21 protein-coding genes and 1 tRNA gene are annotated in these 22,029 nt (G+C 68.3%); 7 read left to right on the forward strand and 15 right to left on the reverse strand.

Translation table 11 applies throughout. The features are described 5' to 3' along the window. Nucleotides 1–15 precede the first annotated feature (15 nt). A complete protein-coding gene (locus H0264_RS01345; RefSeq protein ID WP_181582269.1) occupies nucleotides 16–285 on the reverse strand; it encodes a hypothetical protein in 270 nt (89 codons plus the stop codon). A 204-nt stretch (nucleotides 286–489) separates the two neighbouring features. On the opposite strand from H0264_RS01345, the gene H0264_RS01350 reads away from it, so the two are divergent. Together H0264_RS01350 and H0264_RS01355 are read left to right on the forward strand one after the other, a co-directional pair. Beyond that, the gene (locus tag H0264_RS01350; protein ID WP_181582270.1) at nucleotides 490–1,017 is read left to right on the forward strand and encodes a peptidylprolyl isomerase; all 528 of its coding nucleotides are present in this window, start codon (nucleotides 490–492) and stop codon (nucleotides 1,015–1,017) included. A 27-nt stretch (nucleotides 1,018–1,044) separates the two neighbouring features. Continuing rightward, nucleotides 1,045–1,950 (forward strand): rhomboid family intramembrane serine protease, encoded by a 906-nt coding sequence (locus H0264_RS01355; protein WP_181582271.1) that lies wholly within the window; start codon nucleotides 1,045–1,047, stop codon nucleotides 1,948–1,950. Nucleotides 1,951–1,977: 27 nt separating this feature from the next. Here H0264_RS01355 and H0264_RS01360 read toward each other — a convergent pair whose 3' ends face one another. Both H0264_RS01360 and crgA read right to left on the reverse strand, forming a co-directional pair. Next, nucleotides 1,978–2,412 carry a PH domain-containing protein gene (locus H0264_RS01360; protein WP_181582272.1) on the reverse strand — a complete coding sequence of 145 codons (435 nt, stop codon included), beginning with the start codon at nucleotides 2,410–2,412 and terminating at the stop codon, nucleotides 1,978–1,980. A 150-nt stretch (nucleotides 2,413–2,562) separates the two neighbouring features. After that, nucleotides 2,563–2,829 carry a cell division protein CrgA gene (crgA, locus tag H0264_RS01365; protein WP_181582273.1) on the reverse strand — a complete coding sequence of 89 codons (267 nt, stop codon included), beginning with the start codon at nucleotides 2,827–2,829 and terminating at the stop codon, nucleotides 2,563–2,565. Between the two features lie 131 nt (nucleotides 2,830–2,960). Here crgA and H0264_RS01370 point away from each other — a divergent pair, with 131 nt between their 5' ends. The 3 genes from H0264_RS01370 to H0264_RS01380 are packed head-to-tail and all read left to right on the forward strand — an operon-like array spanning nucleotide 2,961 to nucleotide 4,742. Continuing rightward, nucleotides 2,961–3,599, forward strand: a complete 639-nt coding sequence (locus H0264_RS01370) for an aminodeoxychorismate/anthranilate synthase component II (RefSeq protein WP_181582274.1) — start codon at nucleotides 2,961–2,963, stop codon at nucleotides 3,597–3,599. Next, on the forward strand, nucleotides 3,596–4,291 hold the full coding sequence (locus H0264_RS01375; protein WP_181582275.1) for a RibD family protein: 696 nt from the start codon (nucleotides 3,596–3,598) through the stop codon (nucleotides 4,289–4,291). The genes H0264_RS01370 and H0264_RS01375 overlap by 4 nt, the downstream gene beginning before the upstream one ends. After that, entirely contained in the window at nucleotides 4,281–4,742 is a 462-nt protein-coding gene (locus tag H0264_RS01380) for a dCMP deaminase (RefSeq protein WP_181582276.1), read from the forward strand. Before H0264_RS01375 ends, H0264_RS01380 begins: the two co-directional genes overlap by 11 nt. A 70-nt stretch (nucleotides 4,743–4,812) precedes the next feature. On the opposite strand, the gene pknB is transcribed toward H0264_RS01380, so the two are convergent. The 7 genes from pknB to H0264_RS01415 form a co-directional block, all read right to left on the reverse strand. Then, on the reverse strand, nucleotides 4,813–6,726 hold the full coding sequence (pknB, locus tag H0264_RS01385) for a Stk1 family PASTA domain-containing Ser/Thr kinase (RefSeq protein WP_181582277.1): 1,914 nt from the start codon (nucleotides 6,724–6,726) through the stop codon (nucleotides 4,813–4,815). Continuing rightward, entirely contained in the window at nucleotides 6,723–8,288 is a 1,566-nt protein-coding gene (locus H0264_RS01390) for a serine/threonine-protein kinase (RefSeq protein ID WP_181582278.1), read from the reverse strand. Before H0264_RS01390 ends, pknB begins: the two co-directional genes overlap by 4 nt. Before the next feature lie 33 nt (nucleotides 8,289–8,321). After that, entirely contained in the window at nucleotides 8,322–9,797 is a 1,476-nt protein-coding gene (locus H0264_RS01395) for a peptidoglycan D,D-transpeptidase FtsI family protein (RefSeq protein WP_181582279.1), read from the reverse strand. Next, complete coding sequence (locus H0264_RS01400; RefSeq protein ID WP_181582280.1) at nucleotides 9,794–11,263, reverse strand: FtsW/RodA/SpoVE family cell cycle protein; 1,470 nt, start codon at nucleotides 11,261–11,263, stop codon at nucleotides 9,794–9,796. Before H0264_RS01400 ends, H0264_RS01395 begins: the two co-directional genes overlap by 4 nt. Then, nucleotides 11,263–12,768: a PP2C family protein-serine/threonine phosphatase gene (locus tag H0264_RS01405; RefSeq protein WP_181582281.1), complete on the reverse strand. Its 1,506-nt coding sequence runs from the start codon at nucleotides 12,766–12,768 to the stop codon at nucleotides 11,263–11,265. The genes H0264_RS01400 and H0264_RS01405 overlap by 1 nt, the downstream gene beginning before the upstream one ends. Continuing rightward, nucleotides 12,765–13,232 carry an FHA domain-containing protein FhaB/FipA gene (locus tag H0264_RS01410; protein ID WP_181582282.1) on the reverse strand — a complete coding sequence of 156 codons (468 nt, stop codon included), beginning with the start codon at nucleotides 13,230–13,232 and terminating at the stop codon, nucleotides 12,765–12,767. Before H0264_RS01410 ends, H0264_RS01405 begins: the two co-directional genes overlap by 4 nt. A gap of 190 nt (nucleotides 13,233–13,422) precedes the next feature. Next, nucleotides 13,423–14,817, reverse strand: a complete 1,395-nt coding sequence (locus tag H0264_RS01415; RefSeq protein ID WP_181582283.1) for a DUF3662 and FHA domain-containing protein — start codon at nucleotides 14,815–14,817, stop codon at nucleotides 13,423–13,425. Between the two features lie 223 nt (nucleotides 14,818–15,040). On the opposite strand from H0264_RS01415, the gene H0264_RS01420 reads away from it, so the two are divergent. Beyond that, nucleotides 15,041–15,126, forward strand: a tRNA-Leu gene (locus H0264_RS01420). Nucleotides 15,127–15,772: 646 nt separating this feature from the next. On the opposite strand, the gene H0264_RS01425 is transcribed toward H0264_RS01420, so the two are convergent. After that, nucleotides 15,773–16,837: a stage II sporulation protein M gene (locus H0264_RS01425; RefSeq protein ID WP_181582284.1), complete on the reverse strand. Its 1,065-nt coding sequence runs from the start codon at nucleotides 16,835–16,837 to the stop codon at nucleotides 15,773–15,775. Nucleotides 16,838–16,985: 148 nt separating this feature from the next. Between H0264_RS01425 and H0264_RS01430 the strand changes: the two genes are divergently transcribed. Further along, the gene (locus tag H0264_RS01430; RefSeq protein WP_181582285.1) at nucleotides 16,986–17,786 is read left to right on the forward strand and encodes an RDD family protein; all 801 of its coding nucleotides are present in this window, start codon (nucleotides 16,986–16,988) and stop codon (nucleotides 17,784–17,786) included. Nucleotides 17,787–17,805: 19 nt separating this feature from the next. Here H0264_RS01430 and H0264_RS01435 read toward each other — a convergent pair whose 3' ends face one another. From H0264_RS01435 to H0264_RS01450, 4 genes are read right to left on the reverse strand one after another with little or no spacing between them, the layout of a single operon-like run. After that, nucleotides 17,806–19,101 carry a DUF58 domain-containing protein gene (locus tag H0264_RS01435; protein WP_181582286.1) on the reverse strand — a complete coding sequence of 432 codons (1,296 nt, stop codon included), beginning with the start codon at nucleotides 19,099–19,101 and terminating at the stop codon, nucleotides 17,806–17,808. A 3-nt stretch (nucleotides 19,102–19,104) separates the two neighbouring features. After that, nucleotides 19,105–20,112, reverse strand: a complete 1,008-nt coding sequence (locus H0264_RS01440; protein WP_181582287.1) for an AAA family ATPase — start codon at nucleotides 20,110–20,112, stop codon at nucleotides 19,105–19,107. Then, on the reverse strand, nucleotides 20,088–21,146 hold the full coding sequence (locus tag H0264_RS01445) for a DUF4129 domain-containing protein (RefSeq protein ID WP_181582288.1): 1,059 nt from the start codon (nucleotides 21,144–21,146) through the stop codon (nucleotides 20,088–20,090). Before H0264_RS01445 ends, H0264_RS01440 begins: the two co-directional genes overlap by 25 nt. Further along, complete coding sequence (locus H0264_RS01450; RefSeq protein ID WP_231083797.1) at nucleotides 21,143–22,024, reverse strand: hypothetical protein; 882 nt, start codon at nucleotides 22,022–22,024, stop codon at nucleotides 21,143–21,145. The genes H0264_RS01445 and H0264_RS01450 overlap by 4 nt, the downstream gene beginning before the upstream one ends. Nucleotides 22,025–22,029 lie beyond the last annotated feature (5 nt).

Consider the following 22,029-nt stretch of genomic DNA (forward strand, 5'->3'; position numbering starts at 1 on the left):
GCGCGACTGACTCCTCTACCCGTACACGATTCGGCGCAGCTGTCGTTCGGTGAATGCGGGGGCGGCGACCGGGCGCTGTGCGAGCTCTTCCGCGAGCCGCTGCCAGATCTCCGCATTGCGCACCTGCCGCCGCTGCAGTTCGGCATGCCGGCGCCGGATGAACTCCTCCGCGGTCTCGTCGAAATAGCCGACGACATCGGCGACCACGCGGGCCGCCACCGCGGGCGGCAGACCGGTGGATGACGCCACATGGCGCACCAGATCTGCCGGGGTCCCGTCATTCACCCGACTGAGCCTGCCCTGCCGCGCCCGTTTCGACAACTTCTGTGCCCGATTTCGGGCAGGAGATCACAGGTCTTGGGGGCTTCGCCCCCAAACTCCCAGAAGAGGGGAGAGCGGGGTAGGGCCCCTAACCCTCATTGGCGGGGTTGAAGCGTGTGGCGTGTGCCGTGCTCCGGCAGACGGGGTGCAGCACCTATCCTGGGCGGCGTGACCTCACCGAATCAGACTGCCGTAGCCACGGTGCATACCAACCTTGGCGATATCAAGATCTCGCTTTTCGGTAATCACGCTCCCCGGACAGTCCGGAACTTCATCGGCCTGGCTGACGGGTCCGCCGATTACACCACCAAGAACGCCAAGGGCGCCGACTCCGGGCCGTTCTACGACGGATCCACCTTCCATCGCGTCATGGAGGGCTTCATGATCCAGGGTGGCTGCCCGCTCGGCACCGGCCGCGGTGGTCCCGGCTACGAGTTCAAGGACGAGTTCCATCCCGAGCTGCGATTCGATCGCGCCTATCTGCTCGCCATGGCGAACTCCGGACCGAACTCGAACGGGTCGCAGTTCTTCATCACCCTGGGCCCGCAGCCGCATCTGAACCGCAAGCACACCATCTTCGGTGAGGTGCTGGATCCGGATTCGCGCAAGGTCGTGGAAACGATCGGCGGCACCCCCACCGACCGCAATGACCGGCCCAAGGACGAGGTCGTGATCACCGGGATCACCATCTCCTGAATCAGGCCGCAGCCGAAGGACTTTCGCATGAACCCGCACCAGCAGCCCGCCCCGACCTGTTTCCGGCATCCCGATCGCGTCACCGGGCTGGGCTGCACGCGGTGCGGGCGTCCGGCGTGTCCGGAATGTCTCACCCCGGCGGCGGTCGGGCAGCAGTGCGTGGAGTGCGTCCGGCAGGGCCGCAACGAGACTCGGCAGGTGCGCAATGTCGGCGGGGCGGTGGCGTCGAATCATCCACAGCCGTACGTCACCTACGGGCTCATCGCGCTCAACCTGATCGTCTTCGCGATCACCGCGGTGCAGGCGCGCACTGCCATGGACATGAACTCCCGGAATTCGGAGCTGTTCTACGACTGGGTGCTGGTGCCGGTCGCGGTCGGTGAGGGGGAGTGGTGGCGGGTCCTGGGGTCCGGCTTCCTGCACTACGGGCTGATTCACGTGGCGGTCAATATGTTCGCGCTGTACGTGCTCGGCCCCTATGCCGAGATCGCGCTGGGCCGTGGCCGATTCGTGGCGGTGTATTTCGCCTCGCTGCTGGGTGGTTCGGCGGCGATCACCGCGCTATCGGAACCGCTGTCGGCGTCGGCGGGTGCGTCGGGTGCCATATTCGGCCTGTTCGGCGCGGTCGCCGTGATCATGCTGCGGACCAAACAGAACATGACGCAGATCCTGGTGCTGCTGGTGATCAACCTGATCATCACGTTCTCGGTGCCTAACATCTCGATCTGGGCGCACCTGGGCGGACTGCTCGCCGGAACCGTCGCGACCGCCGGGATTCTCTATCTGCCGCGCTGGCTGCATGCCGGCACGCCCAAGGCGGCCGCGCTGATCGGCTGGGGTGCGGTGGCGGCGGTGGTGGTGATCGCACTGGCGGTCACGGTATTCGGCGCGCCATCGCTGCCGACCGTGGTGAACACGCTCTTCAACGTGTGAATCGGCCTGTGCACAACCGGTGGTGAATCAGAGGTGGGCGCGCAAGGTGTCCAGGACATCGTCGGGGCTCGCGCCCAGATCCCAGCGGCCGAAGATCAGCAGTTTCTCTTCCCCGCCGTTGTCCACATCGATTTCGAGCATGGGCATGCGCCGTCCGAGCCGGCGGTAGTTCACCACGCGGGCCCGGGTGATCTGCCGGGAGCTGTAGCGCTGCGGCCCGGTCAGTCCGCGCACGACGAGCTGGGCGGGGTCACCGGGTTCGATGGATAGTCGCGGCCGCTGCCGCAATCCCAGACCCGCCATGGCCAACAGCCCGGCTGCGGCCAGGCCGATGAGCAGACGAGCGGGCGCCTCGTTCGACAGCACCGCCGCCCCGGCCAGCACGAGACCGCCGATTGCGCAGGTCACAAGGGCGGCCGGGGGTGTGGACCAGGAGAGTCGGGATACCGAATCAGTCGTCATGTCCCCAGCCCTTCCTCGAGTTGTCCACAAGGTCATCCACAGGTGTGCATGAATAACATGTCTGTAAGGCGATGCGGGTCACAGACACGCTGTCGATAACCCTTTTCTTGGGGGTTCGGGGGCGAAGCCCCTGCGAGTCCCGAGAGTTGGTTACCTCCAGCGCATGGTCATGATCAGTCCCACGACCATCAGACCGAAGCCGATCAGGAAGTTCCAGGCATTGAGGTCGTTCATCCAGGAGATCTGGTCCCCGGCCAGGTAGTAGACCAGCAGCCACACCAGGCCGGCGAGCATGAAGCCCAGCATGATGGTGACGTACCAGACCGGGGACGGTCCCGCGGACTTCACCTTCACCGGGGTACGGCTGGCCGGGTTGATGCTGTAATCGGTCTTCTTCCGGACCTTCGACTTGGGCATGACGTCCTCAATTAGGGTGTGTGGTCTGTGTTCAAGGTTATCCCAGGTCACCTGTGGACACCGGGTTGCCTCTCGGGCGGAACGACGGTATTGCGTGCGACTCGAGCGGGCGCGCCCACTACTCTCGAATCATGCGTGTTCTGGTCGTCGACAACTACGACAGCTTCGTGTTCAACCTGGTCCAGTATCTCGGACAGTTGGGTGTGGACGCGACCGTCTGGCGCAACGACGACGAAAGACTGTCGGATGTGGACAAAGTCGTGCAGGAGTACGACGGCGTCCTGATCAGCCCCGGACCCGGAACGCCCGAACGCGCCGGCGCGTCCATCGACCTGGTGCACGCCTGCGCCCGGCACGAAACCCCGCTGCTCGGCGTGTGCCTCGGCCATCAGGCCATCGGCTCCGCGTTCGGCGCCACCGTCACTCGCGCCCCGGAGCTGCTACACGGCAAGACCAGCGAGGTCTTCCACATCGGTGCGGGTGTGCTCGCCGGGCTGCCGGATCCCTTCATCGCCACCCGCTACCACTCGCTGACCGTTCTCGAAGAGACCATGCCGCCCGAACTGGAAGTGCTGGGCCGCACCGAATCCGGACTGGTCATGGCCATGCGGCACCGCACCCTGCCGATCCACGGCGTGCAGTTCCATCCCGAATCGGTGCTCACTCAGGGCGGGCATCGCATGCTCGCCAACTGGCTGGGCGTGTGCGGCGAGCGCCCGGCCGAGGGGCTGGTGGCGCAGCTCGAGGCGGAGGTCGCGGCATTGGTATGAGCGGGCCGACGAGACCGCATGTGCTGCTGTCGGTTGCGGTGAGCATCGACGGCTACATCGACGACGCGGGCCCGGACCGGCTGCTGCTGTCCAATGCGGCCGACTTCGATCGCGTCGATGCGCTGCGGGCAGAGTCGGACGCCGTGCTCATCGGGGCGGAAACGCTGCGCCGTGACAATCCGCGTCTGCTGGTCAACAGCGAGGAACGGCGGCTGCACCGGATCGCCGCGGGCAAGCCGGACTACCCCGTGCGCGTGATCGTCACGGCGAGTGGCGAGCTCGATCCGCGCCTGAAGTTCTGGCGTTTCGGTGGTGAAAGACTCGTCTACACAACCGATTCCGGCCGGGATCGGATCGCTGGCAGTCTCGACGGCCTGGCCGAGGTCGTATCCCTGGGCGATGCGGTCGATTTCGAGGCCCTGCTCGACGACATGGGCAAACGCGGGATGGAACGGCTCATGGTGGAGGGCGGCGGGTCCATCCACACCGCGTTCCTCGCGGCCGGGCTGGTCGACGAAATCCGTATGGCGGTAGCGCCTCTCGTGGTCGGTGACCCCGCCGCGCCGCGGTTCCTCGGCCCTGCGGATTTCCCCGGCGGACCGCAGCACCGCATGCAGCTGGCCGAGGTCAGCCGCATCGGCGATATCGCCCTGCTCCGCTATCTGCCGAAGGAGGATTCCGATGTCGGATGAGGCCCGTTCCGATCGTGGCTGGATGCGTCACGCCATCGGGCTGGCGCGTTTGTGCCCGCCGAGCGAAACCGCCTTCTCGGTCGGCGCGGTCATTGTCGGAGAGGACGGTGTGGAGATCATCCACGGCTGGTCCCGGGAAACCGACGACAAGGTGCATGCCGAGGAATCGGCCCTGAACAAGCTCGAACCCGGCGACCCGCGGCTGCCGCACGCCACCATCTACAGCACCCTGGAACCCTGCTCGACCCGCGCGAGCCAGGACCGGACGCCGTGCACCGACCGCATTCTGGCGTCGGGCATCCGCCGCGTGGTCATCGCCTGGCGGGAACCGGGCACGTTCGTGGAGAACTGCGTCGGCGTCGAGCGACTCCGCCAGCACGGCATCGAAGTCGTCGAACTACCGGATCTGGCCGAGGAGGCCATGTCCATGAACCGGCATCTGAAACTCTAGGGCCGCACCGGAAAACACGATCGCCACGCTCCCGAGGGAACGTGGCGATCATTCGTTGCCTATTCGGGCCTCACGGCGGGCCGATGGCGATGACACCGGTCGTGATGGTCACCGTGCCGTCCTTGGCGATCGACGACCCCGCGGTCGGCTGCTGCGAGATGATCCGGCCGATGTCCCCGCTGTTGAGGGTGCTCACCGTGTTCTGGCTGATCTGCCCGTTCCAGCCGCGCTGCCGCAGCAGCGTGACGGCCTCGGCGGGGGTCTTGCCGCGCAGGTCGGGCATGGTGATCTCGTCACCGGCGGACACCTGGACGGTCACCGACGAACCCTTGTCGACCATGGTCCCGGCTTCGGGGTTGGTGGCGAGCACGGTGCCCTTGGGCTGTGCGCTCTGCACCTCCTGCTTCACGATCTGCAGGCCGGCGCTCTTGGTCAGGGTCTGTTCCGCCACGTCGATGGACTGGCCGACCACATACGGGACCGCGACCTGCTCGGGCCCCTTGCCGATGGTGATCTCGACGGTGCTGCCCGAATCGATCCGGCTGCCCTCGCGCGGATCGGACTTGATGACCTTGCCCTTCTCCGCGGCGCTGGACCAATCCTGCTGTACCTGCGGATCCAGTTGCAGCCCAGCATTGATGAGGTTCTTCTCGGCTTCGGCCTGGGTGAGGCCGATCAGCTTCGGCACCGCCACCTGCTCGGGGCCCTTCGACACCAGCATGGTGACGGTGCTGCCCTTGTCGATCCGGGAACCGCCCAGCGGCTGGGTGCGGATCACATTGCCGATCGCGACCTTGCTGTCGGGGGTGTCCTGAATGGCCACATGGAATCCGGCGTCCTCCAGCGCCTGCTGGGCCGACGCCTTCGACTGGCCGGTCAGATCGGGGACCGTCACCTGGGTGAGCCGGGCGCCGGGGCCGATCAGCACCCACAGCAGGGCGGCGACCACCGCGACGGCCGCCGCGGCCGAGGCCGCGATGAGCGCGGTCCGGCGTCCGCCACCGCCACCGGCGGGTTCGACGATCTCCTGTTCGGTGGTGTCGTCGCGGCGTTCGACCGTGCGGTACGAGCGCGGCGGCGGGAGTTCGTCGTCGAGGAAGCTGGTGCGGTCCTCGTCGGTCATGACCATGGGGGCCGTGGGCTTCTGGCCGCCGAGCACGCGGATCAGGTCGGCGCGCATCTCGGCGGCGGTCTGATACCGGTTGGCGGGGTTCTTGCTCATGGCCTTGAGCACGACCGAGTCGAGTTCGCGCGGGACGCCCGCGTACACGTGTGACGGGAGCCGCGGATCCTCCCGGACGTGCTGGTAGGCCACGGCCACGGGCGAGTCGCCGGTGAAAGGCGGTTCGCCGGTGAGGATTTCGTAGAGCACGCAGCCGACCGAGTACACGTCGGAGCGGGCGTCGACCTGCTCACCACGCGCCTGTTCGGGCGAAAGGTATTGGGCGGTACCGATGACGGCCGCCGTCTGGGTCATGGGGTTGGAGCTGTCGGCGATGGCGCGGGCGATGCCGAAGTCCATCACCTTCACCGCGCCCGCCCGGTTGATCATGATGTTGGCGGGCTTCATATCGCGGTGCACGATGCCGTTGCGGTGCGAGAAGTCCAGCGCCGCACACACATCCGCGATCACCTCCATGGCGCGCCGCGGCGGCAGCGGACCCTTGCCGCGCACGATGTCGCGCAGGGTGTCGCCGTCCACGTACTCCATGACGATGTAGGGCAGCGGGCCGCCGTCCACCTCGGCCTCGCCGGTGTCGTACACCGCGACGATGGCCGGATGGTTCAGTGCGGCCGCGTTCTGCGCCTCCCGCTTGAACCGCAGATAGAACGTGGGGTCGCGCGCGAGGTCCGCGCGCAGCACCTTGATCGCGACATCGCGGCCGAGCCGCAGATCCCGGGCCTTGTGCACCTCGGACATGCCGCCGAACCCGATGATCTCGCCCAGCTCATAGCGAGACGAGAGGTTCTTCGGGGTCGTCATGGTTGTCCTTGCTCGGAGAGGTCTGAGGTGTTGGCGCGGACACCTCCGCCAGCACCGGGGATCACTGGAAACGATGGTAGGTCCACACCCGGTTGCGGCTTCTTGGTGGTGGTCGGCGGCACCGTGCTGGGCTCTTCGTCCTTGGTGGTCGTCGGCGGGACGGTGGTGGTCTTCGGCACCGTCGTCGTCACCGGCGGCTTGGTCGTGGTGACCGGGGGTTGCGTGGTCGTCACCGGCGGTTCGTAGGTGGTGACGGGAGGTTCGTAGGTGGTGACCGGCGGTGGCACCGGTCTCTCCTTGGTGGTGGTCAGCGGCGCCGTGGTGGTCGGCGGCGCGGTCACCGGCGGTGCGACGACGGCACTGGTGCGGGTGGGCGGCGTCGGCTCCGGCGGCGATCCGGACAGTAGTACGAAAGCGGCTGCGGCGCCGAGGATCAGCGCGCCCACGCCGAGTCCGGCGAGCGCCTTCTGGCTGTTGGTGAACCTGCCGGTCGGTTCGTCGTCGGCCATGGCCGCGCCAGCGCCCGGGCGCGTCGTCGGCGGCTGCGGACCCGACAGCAGCGCGGTCGCACCCGTCATGGCGGCGGGCTGCTGCGGCGGCGTCGCGTACCGGGTGGTGGGCTGATCGGCCCGCTGCCCGGGAATGATCATGGTCGGTCCGGGCGGCAGCACCCGCGTCGCACCCGTGGGAATGTTCGGGGTGACCGGAATCCCGCCCGGCGGCGTGGGCCGGCGACCGGAACGCACCGCGGCCACCGCGTCGGCGAACTCGCCGCCGGTGGCATACCGCTGCTGCGGATCCTTGGCCATGGTGATCTCGATCAGCTCGCGCACGTTCGGCGGCAGATCGGCCGGCAGCGGCGGCGGGGTGTCCCGCACATGCTTCATGGCGACGGTCAGCGCGCCCTCGCCGGTGAACGGCCGCTGCCCGGCGAGCGCCTCGTACCCGACCACGCCGAGCGAGTACACGTCCGAGGCGGCGGTGGCATCCTCACCGGTGGCCTGCTCCGGCGCGATGTACTGGGCGGTGCCCATCACCATGCCGGTCTTGGTGACCGGCGACGCGTCTACGGCCTTGGCAATGCCGAAGTCGGTGATCTTCACCTGACCGGTCGGCGTCACAAGAATGTTGCCCGGCTTCACATCTCGATGCACCACGCCCGCCGAATGCGCCACCTGCAGTGCGCGGGCGGTCTGCTCCAGCATGTCCAGACCCTGCGCCACCGACAGCCGGCTCATCCGGTTGAGCACCGCGTTCAGCGGTTCGCCCTGCACGAATTCCATGACCAGATAGGCGATCTCGCCACCCGACGGGTCCATGGTCTCGCCGTAGTCGTAGATCCCGGCGATGCCCGGATGATTCAGCTGCGCGGTCGTGCGCGCCTCGGCGCGGAACCGGTGCCGGAAGGTGGGATCGGTGGAGAACTCCGCCTTGAGCACCTTCACCGCGACACGACGGTCCAGCCGCGTGTCGAGAGCTTCCCAGACCTGGCCCATACCGCCGGTGGCGATCAGGCGCTGCAGCCGGTAGCGGTCCGCGATCAACGCACCGTTGTTCAGCATTCCAGACCCCGTCTACCTCGCACCTTCATGTTGTCAGCCCCCCTGCAATCCGGCGTCGAGCACGGCCCGGGCGACCGGCGCGGCGACCGACCCGCCGGTGGCGGCCAGCGCCCGATCGCCACCGTTCTCGACGATCACCGCGATCGCGATCTTCGGGTTCTGCGCCGGCGCGAAGGCGATGTACCAGGCGTGCGGCGGCGTATTGCGAGGATCGTCGCCGTGTTCGGCGGTTCCGGTCTTGGAGGCGATCGTGTACGAGCGCGGCTGCGTCCCGCCCTGCGTGTTCTTCTCCGATTCGATCATCATGGCGGTGATCTGGGAGGCCACCTGTGCGCTGACCGCCTGACCGACCGACATGGCGTTGATGTTCTTGAGCGTGGTCAGGTCGGGGGCCTGCAGCTGGTCCACCAGATGCGGTTGCATGCGCACGCCGCCGTTGGCGATGGTCGCCGCGATGACCGCATTGTCCAGCGGGGTGATCGAGACGTCCCGCTGCCCGATGCTGGACTGGCCCAGAGCCGCCTTGTCCGGAATATCGCCGACCGTGCTCGTTCCCCATTCGAGCGGGATGCCGGAGTGATCGCCGATGCCGAACGCTGCCGCCTCGTCCTTGAGTTTGGCGGCCCCCACCTTGATACCGAGGTCCACGAAGGCCGTGTTACACGAGTACTTGAACGCCTCGGTCAGCGACGCGGTGGCGCCGTCACCGGGACCGCAGTGGCTGCCGTTGTAGTTCTCCAGCGTGGTGTTGGTGTCCGGCAACGTGATTCGCGACGCCGCCGTGAGCTGATCGCTCGGCGTGGCGAGCCCGTTGGCCAGCGCGGCCGCGGTCACCACCACCTTGAAGGTGGAACCCGGCGGGTAGATCATCGACACCGCGCGATTGATGAGCGGCTGGCCGTCGTCCTGCTGCAGTTCGGTCTTCTTCTCCGTCACCTGCGCGCCGTCGTGGACGGTCAGCTCGTTCGGGTCGTAGGACGGCGTCGACACCATGGTGAGGATGCGGCCCGTGCTCGGCTCGATGGCGACCACCGAACCGGTGTACCCCTTCGAGGTCAGCTGGTCGTAGGCGACCTTCTGCATGGCCGGATTCAGCGTGGTGATCACATTGCCGCCGCGCGGATCCCGACCGGAGATCATGTCCACCAGCCGGCGGCCGAACAGGTCGTTGTCGGAGCCGCTGAGGATCGAGTCCTCGGCGTTCTCCAGTCCGTCGCGGCCGTTCTGCATGGTGTAGTAGCCGGTGACGTGCGCGTACGCCCGCGGATCGGTCGGGTAGATGCGCAGGTACTTGTACCGGTCCTCGGTGGCCACCGAACTCGCCAGCACCACGCCCTGTGCGGAGATCTGCCCGCGCTGGCGGGCGTACTCGTCGAGCAGGACGCGGCGGTTGCGGGTGTCGGTGCGCAGGTCGTCGGCCTTCCACCACTGCACGTAGGTGGCATTGGCGAGCAGCGCGACGATCATGACCATGACCGCGAGCGAGACCCGGCGCAGGGGTGTGTTCACGCGGCACCCCCCTTCGGCCGGCGCACCAGTTCGGTGGGCGCGTCGGCGATCGGCTCGGGCGCCCGCTTGCGCGCCGGTGCGGGCGCGCGGGCCGCGTCGGACACCTTGATCAGCAGCGCCAGCAGCGCGTAGTTGGCCAGCAGCGACGAGCCGCCGTAGGAGACGAACGGTGTGGTCAGACCGGTCAGCGGGATCAGCTTGGTGACGCCGCCGACCACCACGAAGATCTGGATGGCGATGGTGAACGCCAGGCCCGCGGCCAGCAGCTTGCCGAAGCTGTCGCGTACGGCCAGCGCGGTGCGCAGACCGCGAATCACGAAGATGCAGAAGAGCATCAGCACCGCGGCCAGGCCGATGAGGCCCAGCTCCTCACCGATGGTGGTGATGATGAAGTCGGTCTTGGCGAACGGCACCTCGGTGGGCCGGCCGCTGCCCAGCCCGGTGCCGGCGAGCCCGCCGGTGGCGAGGCCGAACAGCGACTGCGAGATCTGGTAGCCGGTGTTGGAGTAGTCGTCGAAGGGGTGCAGCCAGGTGTTCACGCGCACCCGCACATGCCCGAAAGCGTTGTACGCGATGACGAATCCGACCGCCAGCAGGGCGCCGCCGATGACCAGCCAGCCCACGCGTTCGGTGGCGATGTAGAGCATCACCAGCACGGTGGCGAAGATGAGCAGCGAGGTGCCGAGGTCCTTCTCCAGCACCAGCACGCCGAGGCAGACCACCCAGACCACCAGGATCGGGCCGAGGTCGCGGGCGCGCGGCAGGTCCATGCCGAAGACGTGCTTGCCCGCGGCCATGAACAGGTCGCGCTTGGCCACCAGGACGCCCGCGAAAAAGATGATGAGCAGGATCTTCGCGAACTCGCCGGGCTGAACGCTGAAGCCGGGTAGGCGAATCCAGATCTTGGCGCCGTTCACCTCGGAGAAGCGGGAGGGCAGCAGCGCGGGGATCGCGAGCGCGACCAGTCCGGCCAGTCCGAGGGTGTAGGCGTAGCGGGCCAGCGTGCGGTAGTCGCGCAGCACGATCAACAGGCCCATGAACACCACCATCCCCAGCCCCGTCCACAGCACCTGCTGGTTGGCGTCGGGGGAGGGGATGGCCTTGGAAGCGAAGGTGGCGTCCTGTGCCTCGGCTAGATCGAGGCGATGGATCAGCACCAGCCCGAGTCCGTTGAGCAGCGCCACGATCGGTAGTAGGAGCGGGTCCGCGAAGGCCGCGAAGCGCCGCACCGCCAGGTGCGCGACTCCGAACAGCGCCAGGTAGGACGCCCCGAGTTTGGCGATGTCCCAGGTGATGGACTGCTCCTGGCTGGCTTCCACCAGGATCAGCGACACCGTCGTGATGACGGCGGCCAGCGCCAGGAGCATGAGTTCCACGTTCCGCCGCGTGGACGGCGGCGGCGCGGGAGCGAATCCGCCCGGCGGACTGGGAAAGGCCCCAGCGGACGGTGGTGCCGGAGCGGACATCAGTCCGCCACCCTGCAGTTCTGCTCCGATGCCTTCGGAGCCGTGGTGGTGGTGACCGGCGGTGTGGTCGTGGGTTGTTCGGAGCCCGGGGTGCGCGGTTCGAGCGTCTGCTCACCGGTGTTGGGCGGTGTGCTGGTGGCGGGCGCCCCGGTGGTGGTCGGCGCGGCTGCGGTGGTGGAGGCGCCGGGCTGGTTGGGGTCGCCGGGCGGCGGAGTGGTGACGGGCGGCGCGGCCGGCTTCTCGCACGGCGGCAGCAGGCCCTTGTCTCCGGAGAGGTTCTGCATCTGCTTGACGGCCTCGTCGCGGGAGACGCCGGGCAGTCCCTTCTGCACGGAATCCTGGACGGTCGACTTGAGATCGGGCAGGGTCAGCTCACGGCATCCGGGCGGGAAAGCCGAACCGGGATCGGCCAATTGGATCTCACCGTTGCGGGTGGCGCAGGCGATCTGGTCCACATCCCGGATGGTGAAACCGAGCACCGATCCGGGCAGGCCCCGCAGGATCACCACCTTCCCGCCCTCGGCTCCCACGTAATAGTTGCTGCGAACCATGTTGTAGCCGATGGTGAGTCCCGCGCCGACCGCCACGAGTAGCGCCGCCGACAGGGCGATCCAGCGCCACTTGTGGCCCTTCTTGGGCGGTTCCGGCTCCGGCATGGCGACCGCTCTGCGCGGTGTCGCGCGCGGTGGCCGCATGGCGGCGGCGCGACCGGCGGCGGTGTTCGGCGGGGGAGTGTCCTCGTCCTCGCCGGAGGCCGCGCCCGCCACGATGGGATGCGACTGGCCGTAATCCAGATCGATCACATCCGCGACGACAACCGTCACATTGTCGGGACCGCCACTGCGCAAAGCCAATTCGATGAGCCGGTCCGCCGACTCGTCGGTGCTGCCCTCGCGCAGGGTGTTGGCGATGGTCTCGTCGCTCACCACATCGGACAGGCCGTCCGAGCAGAGCAGATAGCGATCCCCGGCCCGCGCCTCGCGCACGACCAGGGTCGGCTCGATCTCGTTGCCGGTGAGCGCCCGCATGATCAGCGACCGCTGCGGATGGGTGTGCGCCTGCTCGGGCGTGATCCGCCCCTCGTCGACCAGCGACTGCACGAAGGTGTCGTCGCGGGTGATCTGAGTCAGCTCACCCCCGCGCAACATGTAGGCGCGAGAGTCACCGATATGCGCCAGGCCGAGTTTGGAGCCCGCGAACAGGATGGCGGTGAGCGTGGTGCCCATGCCGTCGAGTTCGGGTTCCTCCTCCACCTGATCGGCGATGGAAGCATTGCCTTCGCGCACCGCGCGATCCAGTTTGCCCAGCAGGTCGGGACCCGGCTCGTCGTCGTCCAGATGCGCCAGCGCGGCGATCATCAACTGCGAGGCGACTTCACCGGCGGCGTGCCCGCCCATGCCGTCCGCGAGCGCGAGCAGGCGCGCTCCTGCGTAGACGGAATCCTCGTTGTTGGCTCGGACGAGACCACGGTCGCTGCGCGCTGCGTAGCGGAGAACAAGTGTCACGATCGCAGCTCGATCACTGTCTTGCCGACACGGACAGGGGTGCCGAGCGGAACCCGCACCGGCGTGGTGACCTTCGAACGGTCGAGGTAGGTCCCATTCGTGGACCCGAGATCCTCGACGTACCAGTCCTCACCGCGTTGCGAAAGTCGCGCATGCCGGGTGGAGGCGTAGTCGTCGGTGAGGACCAGCGTGGAATCGTCCGCGCGCCCGATCAGCACCGGCTGTGAGCCGAGCGAGATGCGGGTGCCGGCGAGAGAACCCTGAGTCACCACGAGATATTTGGCGCCCTTCTGGCCCCGGCGAAAAGAGGGGAGCACCGCGGAACCGCCTGCGGCCCGCGGCGCGACCCGGAGGCCGGATGCCGCGTAGATATCGCTGCGCAAGGTCCGGAGCACCGCCCACACGAACAGCCACAGCAGCAGCAGGAACCCCGCGCGCGTCAATTGCAGGATCAATCCCTGCACGGTGCTCCACCTCCTGTTTCGACCGTGTCGTAGGTACGGATCGTCGACCCCCAACCGGTGTACTGGTCAGCGCGACCCCCGGCTGCTGCCGCATGAGTTGGCAGCATCATAGGGCCGTGGACCGGTTGCGAGCACGATACGACCGGAGAAATCCACGCCATATCGTGACCTGCACCGCGAGCTTACGGGATCAGACGATGCGGATCAGGATCTCGGAATGCCCGGCGCGGATGACATCCCCGTCGGCGAGCTGCCAGTCCTGTACGGGCGAGCCGTTGACCAGCGTGCCATTGGTCGAACCGAGGTCCGAGAGCATCGCGGTCTGACCGTCCCAGCGAACTTCGATGTGCCGCCGCGAGACTCCGGTGTCGGGCAGCCGGAAGTGTGCGTCCTGGCCGCGGCCGATGATGTTGGAACCCTCACGGAGCTGATAGGTGCGACCCGAGCCGTCGTCGAGTTGCAGCGTCGCCGAGTAGCTGGAACCGCCGCGTGCGGGCTGGTAGCCGCCGCCCTGGTCCGCGTAGCCCGGCTCGGCGTAACCGCCGCCCTGCTCGCCGTACTGGTCGTAGCCGCCCTGCTGCTGGCCGTAGCCCTGGTCGTAGCCGGGCTGGGCGTAACCCTGCTGCCCGTAGCCGCCGCCCTGCTGCTGGCCGTAGCCCTGGTCGTATCCGCCGCCCTGCTGGCCGCCGTAACCCTGGTCGTAGCCCTGCTGGCCGTAACCCTGGTCCGCGTAGCCCTGATCGGCGTACCCGCCCTGCTGCCCGTACCCGCCGCCCTGCTGGCCGGCGTAGCCCTGGTCGTAGCCGGGCTGCTGCCCGTACGCCTGGTCGCTGTAGCCGCCCTGCTGACCGTAGGCCTGGTCGTACCCCGCCGGCTGCTGGCCGTACCCGCCGCCCTGCTGCTGGTAGTCGTAGCCGTTCTGGTAGTCCCCGTAGCCCTGCTCGGACTGGCCGTAGGCCTGGTCCTGGCCGTAGCCCGGGTCGGCGTAGCCGCCCTGCTGGCCGTAGCCCTGCTGACCGCGGCCGGCAGGCGGGGGCGCGTACCCGCGGTTCCGCGGATCGGACTCCGCGGGCTCACGGCTGGGGTCGTAGCCTGAGTTCTGCGTCATGGGGCCAGCTCCTGGTTGCGGGTTGGGTCGTGGTGGGCGTTCAGGTCCCGGCGCCGGGCCCGCCCGGCGGACTGATCCGGGGCCGCCCGCATCCGGGTCGACCCGGCCGCGCGTCCTGAACTGTCCGGTGTGCAGCGTAGGGGATGCCTCGAATTCGACGTGCACTTCGCCGTAGGTCTGCCATCCTTGCTCGCGGATGTAGTCCTGGAGATGTTTGGCGAAAGCTCGCACCATGAGGTCGTGGTCCGCTTGTCCGTCACCCTGGATGAGCTGGTTCAGATCCGACTCGTTGATGGTGATGACATAGCTGTTGGAGGCCAGCAGATGGCCTCCGCCCAGGTCCTGCAGGCTGTCGCCGGCTTCGCGCTGCAGCGCCGCCTCGACCTCCTGCGGGACGACGCTGCCGCCGAACACGCGGGCGAAAACATCCCCGACAGCACCTTGGAGTCGGCGTTCGAAGCGGGAGACGATCCCCATAGCCCCCTCCTCTCGTGTCGTGGTGTTGACGCCGTGGCGCGTTCCTTTGGGCGGCACGCGTCAGGGCGTGTCTGCGTAGGGACACGGTGATTGCATGATATCCACGAACGTCCACACCTGTAACTCTTGACGAGGGGCCCGGGTTCCCGCGTCCCTCCACCCTGGATAACCAGGCGATTTCTTTTTGACGCATACCCCGTGATACGTTCTTTCACGTCGCTCAGGGCGAGTGGCGGAATGGCAGACGCGCTGGCTTCAGGTGCCAGTGTCCGTAAGGACGTGGGGGTTCAAGTCCCCCCTCGCCCACCAAGACCGAGGCCCCATCCGGATCCGGATGGGGCCTCGGTCGTTTTCGCGTTTTTCGACCGATTCGCTGGTCAGCCGCCGTTGTGACGAAGATCGCAGGGGCGGTTTCGAACCCCTCCGCCGGAGCGTTGCCGGGTGGCTACGGCGGGGTGTCGGGAGGTTGAAATTCGATTGCCGGGAGATGCCGGTTCGGGTATGCGCCCGATTTTTCTGGAGTTATGCCTGACCGGCGTTTGGTCAAACCCGAGTTAAACAATCTTTGGGTTTGTTTCGGAATGGGCGATCGCGCGGCTATGGCTGCGACCTGGGATGAAACGCCAGCTTAACGCGGGTTGAACCGGCGGTTCGGGGCGTCCGTGCGAGTTTTCGGCAAACCTGTCTCCGGGGGTTTCGTGGCACCGTGTGCGCCGGGTCGAAATACGGGTTGAAACGGTACCGCGTGGAAGGTTTCAAGAGCCTCCGCAGACCCTCGGCAAAGGGGGCGCTGGGAAATAGCGATCATCGCGGGTTGTGTTCCGGGAACGGACATTTCGCCTGGTCGGCTTATACGCTCGGGTGGCAAGTCGGAGGTTGCGTAGCCATAACGATTGTGTAGAGTCATCGGCAACGCTGGCCGCAGCTGAGCAGGACTCGCTGCGGCCAGCGGAAATCAAATCCCGGCGGTTGCCGACACCTTCGAAGTCGCCCCTCCCGCAACCGGTTCCGGATCCCTCCCCGTCGGATAGCCCGGCATGTGCTCGCCGCCCGGCAGCGCCTCGAGCGCCTGCTCCTCCAGCACCACCTGACGGCCGCGAACGAAAACGTAGATCAGGAAACCGAGTTCGACGAGCCCACCCAGGCCGACACGCACCGGGGTCGGCCAGCCGCTCGGGGTCACGAAACCTTCGAGCAGGCCCGCCACCAGCAGAGTCAGCGCCAGGCCGATGGCGATGACGGCGGTCGCGCGGCCCTGGCGGGCCAGCGCCTGCGGGCGGCTCTCGCGGCCCGGGTCGATGAGCGTCCAGCCCAGCTTGAGGCCCGCGCCGCCGGCCACGAAAATCGCGGTGAGCTCGATCATTCCGTGCGGGAGGATGTAGCCGAAGAAGGCGCCGAGCCGGTCGGCGTCGGCCATCAGGCCCGCGCTCACGCCGAGATTGAGGGCGTTCATGACCATGGCGAAGACGGCGGGCAGGATCAGGATGCCGGTGAACAGGGCGACGGCCGCCACACGCGCGTTGTTGGTCCAGACCTGGGCGGCGAACGCGTCGTGCGGGTGCTCGTAGTAGTAGGTCTCGAACTCGCCGCCCGGTCTGGTCAGCGCGTCGGTGTCGGTGTCGAGGCCCAGTTTCTTGCGCGCGGACTCGGATTCGGCGACCCAGGTGGCCAGAGCGGCCGAGGCGAGCAGGAAGAGTGCGGCCACCGACACCCACCACGGCCAGGCGCGATAGACGGCGGCCGGGAAACGGTGGGTGAAGAAGCGACTGATCTCGCTGACCGTATCGACCTGTGCGCCCAGGACTTTCCCGCGGGCACGGGTGAGGACCACGGACAGGCCCGCGATGAGTTCGGGGTCGGCGTCGCGCGCTTGCAGCCGCGCCAGCTGCTGGGAGGTGAGGCGGTACAGGCGCACCAGTTCGTCGGCCTCCACGCCGGAGAGGCGGCGGCCGGGTTTCGAGAGCTGATCGAGCCGATCCCAGGATCGTTTGTGCACGAAGGTGTACGCGTCCAGATCCATGTGAGCCCTCCCCATCGTGATTCATACGGAATGCTAGCCACCGGCACCGACTTCCGCCGGGACCACGACGTCTGCGGCGAAATCCAGGGGTGCGAGAGCGGCGTACCGGTTGCCTGCGCCGTGAATGCTCGGAAGAATCGGTACGACCATGGCTCTCTTCACCACGGGCGAGGCTGTCGCCGTAGAACTGCCGATCGCGCGGATCCCGACGCGGGCGGCGGGGTTCCTGGTCGATCTGCTGGTGCAGATCATCTGCGGGCTGGTTCTCGCCTTCTTCATGGCGCTGGTGCTCGATACGACGAATGCCGACGACGCGTGGGCCGAGGCGGCTTTCGTGGTGCTGATGGTCTCGACGTTCATCGGGTATCCGGTGTTGATGGAGACCTTCACGGGTGGGCGGTCGGTCGGGAAGATGGCGCTGGGGCTGCGCGTGGTGCGCGCGGACGGCGGGCCGATCGATTTCCGCCATGCCGCCACCCGTGGGCTGTCGGGGCTCGTCGACTTCTATTCGTCGGGGCTGGGGCTGGTGGCCGTGGTGACGTCGCTGTGCTCGCCCAATGCGCGGCGGGTCGGTGATGTGCTGGCGGGCACGGTCGTGGTCTACGACCGCAGCCGGCTGCCGTTCCCGTCGTTCGCGGTGCCGCCGCCGTGGCTCATGAACTGGTCGCGGCAGCTGGATCTGTCGGGGCTGCCCGATGATCTGGCACTCGCGGTGCGCCGCTACCTGATTCGGCTGCGCACGCTGACCCCGTCCGTCCAGGATCAGATGGGCCGTGAACTGCTCGCCGCCGTCTGCACCCGGCTGGCGGTGGCCGCGCCCACCGGCTATCCGCCGTACCACATCCTCGGCGCGATTCTGGCCGAGCGGCAGCGCCGGGCACTACCCGCGCTGACCCCGCAGCAGCCGGCCCAGGGTGTCGCGGCGGTCTTCCCCCGCGCGGTCGCCTGATCCGGCCGTTCGCGGCGGATTACAGTGCGCCCGTTTGCTTCAGCTCCAGGTATTCGTCGGCGAGTGCGCCGGGGAGCAGGTCGGGGGAGGTGGCGATGACGCGGACGCCCTTGCGACGCAGGGTTTCCCGGGCCACGGCGTGTTCGGCGATCACGTTCTCGGCGGCCGCCGCGCGGTAGAGGTTCTCGAGGCCGGTGCGGCGTGCGGCCGCGGCGGTCACCTCGGGGTCGGTGACCGAGACGACCAGGACACGGTGGCGTTCGGTGAGGACCGGGAGCACGGGGAGCAGGCCCTCCTGGAGGGTGGCCGCGTCCAGGTGCGTGAACCAGACGACCAGGCTGCGGCGGCGGGCGCGCTGCAGGGTGGCGCGGAGCATGCCCTGATAGTCGGTGTCGACCAGTTCGGGGGTAACGCCCGCGAGGGCGTGCATGAGCTTGACCTGCAGGCGTTTTCCGCCGATGCCGCGCACCTCGGTGCGCACCTTGCGGTCGTGGGCGATGAGATCCACCGAGTCGCCGCCGGACGCGGCCAGCCCGCCGAGTAGCAGGGCCGCTTCGATGGTGGCGTCGAGCCGGGTGCCGTCACCGGCGCGGCCGGCGCTGACCCGTCCGGTGTCGAGCAGCATGACGACGTGCCGGTTGCGTTCCGGCCGCCAGGTGCGGACGAGGACATCCTTGGCGCGTGCGGTGGCCCGCCAGTCGATGGTGCGCACGTCGTCGCCGGGCACGTATTCGTGGAAGGAGTCGAATTCGGTGCCCTGGCCGCGAATGGTGGTGGTGTTGCGCCCCTCGAGGTGTTGCAGCTGTTTGACTTTCGAGGCCAGCAGCTTCTCGCTGCGGAACGGCGGCAGGGCGCGCAGCCGGGCGGGCACGTCGCGGCGTTCCTGGCGTCCGGCCAGTCCGAGCGGTCCGACCGCGCGCACGGTGACCGGGCCGGCGAGGCGGTCGCCGCGGTAGGCCGGGGTGAGTTCGGTGTGCAGCCGGGTCTTGGTGTTGGCCGGGAGGTTCAGGGTGTGCGTGCGATGCCGGGCGTGCGCGCTGGGCGGCCAGTCGTCCCACAGGGTCGCGCGGACGGTGCGCGTGCCGGTGTTGAGCGCGGTGAGTTCCACGTCGATGCTGCGTCCGGTGCGCACGGTGGTGAGCGGTTCGCGCGAGAGTTCCAGGGCGGCGAGCGAACCGAGTAGGACGATGTCCAGGATCACCGCGGCCAGCGTCGTTCCGGTCATCAGTGCGACGCCGGTCCACGACGGCATCAGCAGCGCGACGAAGAGCGTGTCCAGTACCGCCAGGGCCGCGAGCCGGCCGGTGAAGACCACGGCCTAGACCGGGACGGGGACGGACATGAGCAGCGAGGTCATGACGCCCTCGGCGGTGACGCCCTCCACCTCGTGCTCGGGCCGCAGGTGCAGCCGGTGCCGGAGGACCGCCACCGCAACGGCTTTCACATCGTCGGGGGTCACGTAGCCGCGGCCGTTGAGCCACGCGAAGGCGCGGGAGGCGGCCATGAGCGCGGTCGCTCCACGGGTGGACGCGCCGTGCGCGACGGCGGGGGAGGTGCGCGTGGCGCGGCACAGGTCGACCGTGTACGCCAGCACTTCGGGGCTGATGGCGACCTGCGCGATGGCCTGGCGCGCCGCCGTGAGGTGCGCGGGCCCGGCGACCGGTCGCAGTCCGGCGGCGTTCAGGTCGCGCGGGTCGAATCCGGCGGCGTGCCGTTGCAGGATGCGGAATTCGTCGTCGCGGCCGGGCAATTGGATGTCGACCTTGAACAGGAACCGGTCCAGCTGCGCTTCCGGCAGCGGGTAGGTGCCTTCCTGTTCGATGGGGTTCTGGGTGGCGATGACGATGAACGGGTCCGGCAGGGCCTGCGGCACGCCGTCGACCGAAACCTGGCGCTCCTCCATGGATTCCAGCAGCGCGGACTGGGTTTTCGGTGGGGTGCGGTTGATTTCGTCGGCGAGCAGCAGGTTGGTGAAGACGGGCCCGCGGCGGAAGGTGAAGGCGGCCGAGTGCGGGTCGTAGATATTGGAGCCGGTGACGTCGCCGGGCATGAGGTCCGGGGTGAACTGGATACGCGCGTGTTCCAGGTCGAGGGCGGTGGCCAGCGCGCGCACGAGCAGCGTCTTGGCCACGCCGGGAACGCCTTCCAGCAGGACGTGCCCGCGGCAGAGCAGTCCGAGGACCAGGTACAGGACGGCCTGGTCGTTGCCGACGACGGCTTTGCCGATTTCGCCGCGCAGCGCGAGCAGGGCCTGCTGGGCCTGTTCGGCGGTCGGGGCGTCGTGGTTGGTGTCCACTGTGGTCACAAGACCTCCGATTCGATCCATTCGAGTTGTGCGGCCACGGTTTCCAGGGTGGCCTGGTCGGTGACCGGTTCGTACAGGGCGGCGTGCACCAGTGCGGGTGCGGCGCCGGTGCGGGTGGCGACGGCCATGGTGACCATGTCGGGCGAGGTGTCGGCGGTGACGTTCAGCGCGGGTCGCAGCCGGCGCAGGGCGGCGGCCCGGAGTTTGGCCGCGACGTGGTCGTGGTCGCGGGATTTGCGGTACAGCCCGGCCTGCCCGGCGAGCAGTTCGTTGGCGGGTGCTTCCACCGGGCGGGCCTCGCCGACGACGGCGCCGCGGCGGCGGCCGCGCCAGACCAGGACGACGCCCCAGGCGATGAGGAGCTGCAGTCCGCCGAAGGCGGCCCAGCTGCCTTTGCGGAAGATGGAGTCGCTGCCCTCGCCGTAGTCCGGTTCGTCCAGGTCTGGGCGTTCCGGCGCGTCCGGGGCGTCGGGCAGGTCGGTGGTGTCCGGCGGTGTGACGTCGGGCGGGGTGCCGATGTGGGTGAGAATGTAGATCAGCAGGAATGCGCCGAGGATCGCGCCGGCTCCGGCCCAGAATCGCCAATCGCTCAGGAACGGCGGCCATTCCATGCGTTCGCGGGTCCGCTTTTCCCGGGCCTTCTTGGGTGTCCTTGTCCGGCGGCGTTTTTCGGCGATCTCGGCGGGTGCGCGCTTGGGTGCGGGCGCCACCGAGAACCGGTCGGCCTGTTCCAGCCGTCGGTATTCGCCTTCGGTGGCGTGCCGTCCGCCGTACACGATCTCGTCGAAACTGTGTGCCGCCGAAGGCAGTTCGGCGGCCGCGGCGCCCTGTTCCTGTCCGCCGAGTGCGGTGGCGGCGGCCTGCGCGGTTTCCCGTGCGGTGCGCCCGCGCTGTTCTTCGAGTACGCCGTGCTGTTCCAGTCCACGCGTGACGGCGCGATACCGCTCGCGGAGCGCGGTCGCGAAGTCCTGTCGCTGCGCGGCGTATTCCGAGGCGGCGCGATGGTCGGCGGCGGGCCCGAGATCCGGTGTGGGCGGTACGGGCGGCTGGGTCATCGCTGGGCTCCGGTGGCGGGTGGGACGCGAATGTCCATGGCTTCCCGGCGGCAGCGCCGATCCACATAGGTGACGACCTGTGCCGCGGATTCCACCATTTCGGTGAACGCCACCATGAACAGCGCCACGGTGATGAGCAGGACGGTGACGGTCCACCGTCGCGTCCCGGAGAACGTGGTGATGAACATGGGCAGCGCCAGCACCGGCACGAGCAGCACCAGGATCAGCCCGCGCAGATACAGCCAGAGCCCCACGATCTGCCATTCGGTGCCCTGCATGAGCACCTTCGACCGGCCCGCGGCCTGCTTGTACCCGGCGTACTCGTCGAAAATGACGGGCATCGTGGTGAATCGCCGCGCCCGCAGCCAGGCCAACCACAGCACCGCGAACGGCAGCGTGATCATCAGCGGCGCTCCCAGCGCCAGCACCCCCACCCCGATGAGCGTGAACATGCCCGAATACCCCAGCAGCGCACCGGCTTGCGCGGACATCCGCCCGAACGCCGCACGCCAGCTGAGCGGCCGCCGATGAATGGCGGCCAGCCCCATGGGCACGGTCACCCCCCGCACCAGCAGCCGCAGCCCCCAAGCGCACGCGAGCGACCCGAGCACGGCGGCCCACCGAGTCCCGTCCTTGTCATCACCGGTGGCGATCGACCCCAGCACAGTGATCCCCACGGCAACCGCCGAGGCCACCACGACCCCCACCCCGAACACCGTGGCGAACGTCTTGATCCGCGTCTGGATCAGCGCGAACGGCAGATCGAGCAGTTCCCGGAACTGCAGGGGTCGAATCGGGACCGGCGACGGGTCGGTAAGCGGTGTTTCCCCCACCGAGCCGGTCGCCTTGCCGACATTGTCGGCGGCGGCTGGCAACACGCTCG

Source organism: Nocardia huaxiensis, assembly GCF_013744875.1.
Taxonomy (GTDB): Bacteria; Actinomycetota; Actinomycetes; order Mycobacteriales; family Mycobacteriaceae; genus Nocardia; species Nocardia huaxiensis.

Bases quoted from the DNA above. Each gene is read 5' to 3' on its own strand.
- H0264_RS01445 (WP_181582288.1), bottom strand. From the start codon at position 21,146: ATGACCCAGCCGCCCGTACCGCCCACACCGGATCTCGGGCCCGCCGCC.
- H0264_RS01370 (WP_181582274.1), top strand. From the start codon at position 2,961: ATGCGTGTTCTGGTCGTCGACAACTACGACAGCTTCGTGTTCAACCTG.
- H0264_RS01425 (WP_181582284.1), bottom strand. From the start codon at position 16,837: ATGGATCTGGACGCGTACACCTTCGTGCACAAACGATCCTGGGATCGG.
- H0264_RS01380 (WP_181582276.1), top strand. From the start codon at position 4,281: ATGTCGGATGAGGCCCGTTCCGATCGTGGCTGGATGCGTCACGCCATC.
- H0264_RS01440 (WP_181582287.1), bottom strand. From the start codon at position 20,112: ATGGATCGAATCGGAGGTCTTGTGACCACAGTGGACACCAACCACGAC.
- H0264_RS01415 (WP_181582283.1), bottom strand. From the start codon at position 14,817: ATGGGGATCGTCTCCCGCTTCGAACGCCGACTCCAAGGTGCTGTCGGG.
- pknB (WP_181582277.1), bottom strand. From the start codon at position 6,726: ATGACGACCCCGAAGAACCTCTCGTCTCGCTATGAGCTGGGCGAGATC.
- H0264_RS01430 (WP_181582285.1), top strand. From the start codon at position 16,986: ATGGCTCTCTTCACCACGGGCGAGGCTGTCGCCGTAGAACTGCCGATC.
- H0264_RS01390 (WP_181582278.1), bottom strand. From the start codon at position 8,288: ATGCTGAACAACGGTGCGTTGATCGCGGACCGCTACCGGCTGCAGCGC.
- H0264_RS01355 (WP_181582271.1), top strand. From the start codon at position 1,045: ATGAACCCGCACCAGCAGCCCGCCCCGACCTGTTTCCGGCATCCCGAT.
- crgA (WP_181582273.1), bottom strand. From the start codon at position 2,829: ATGCCCAAGTCGAAGGTCCGGAAGAAGACCGATTACAGCATCAACCCG.
- H0264_RS01400 (WP_181582280.1), bottom strand. From the start codon at position 11,263: ATGTCCGCTCCGGCACCACCGTCCGCTGGGGCCTTTCCCAGTCCGCCG.
- H0264_RS01360 (WP_181582272.1), bottom strand. From the start codon at position 2,412: ATGACGACTGATTCGGTATCCCGACTCTCCTGGTCCACACCCCCGGCC.
- H0264_RS01375 (WP_181582275.1), top strand. From the start codon at position 3,596: ATGAGCGGGCCGACGAGACCGCATGTGCTGCTGTCGGTTGCGGTGAGC.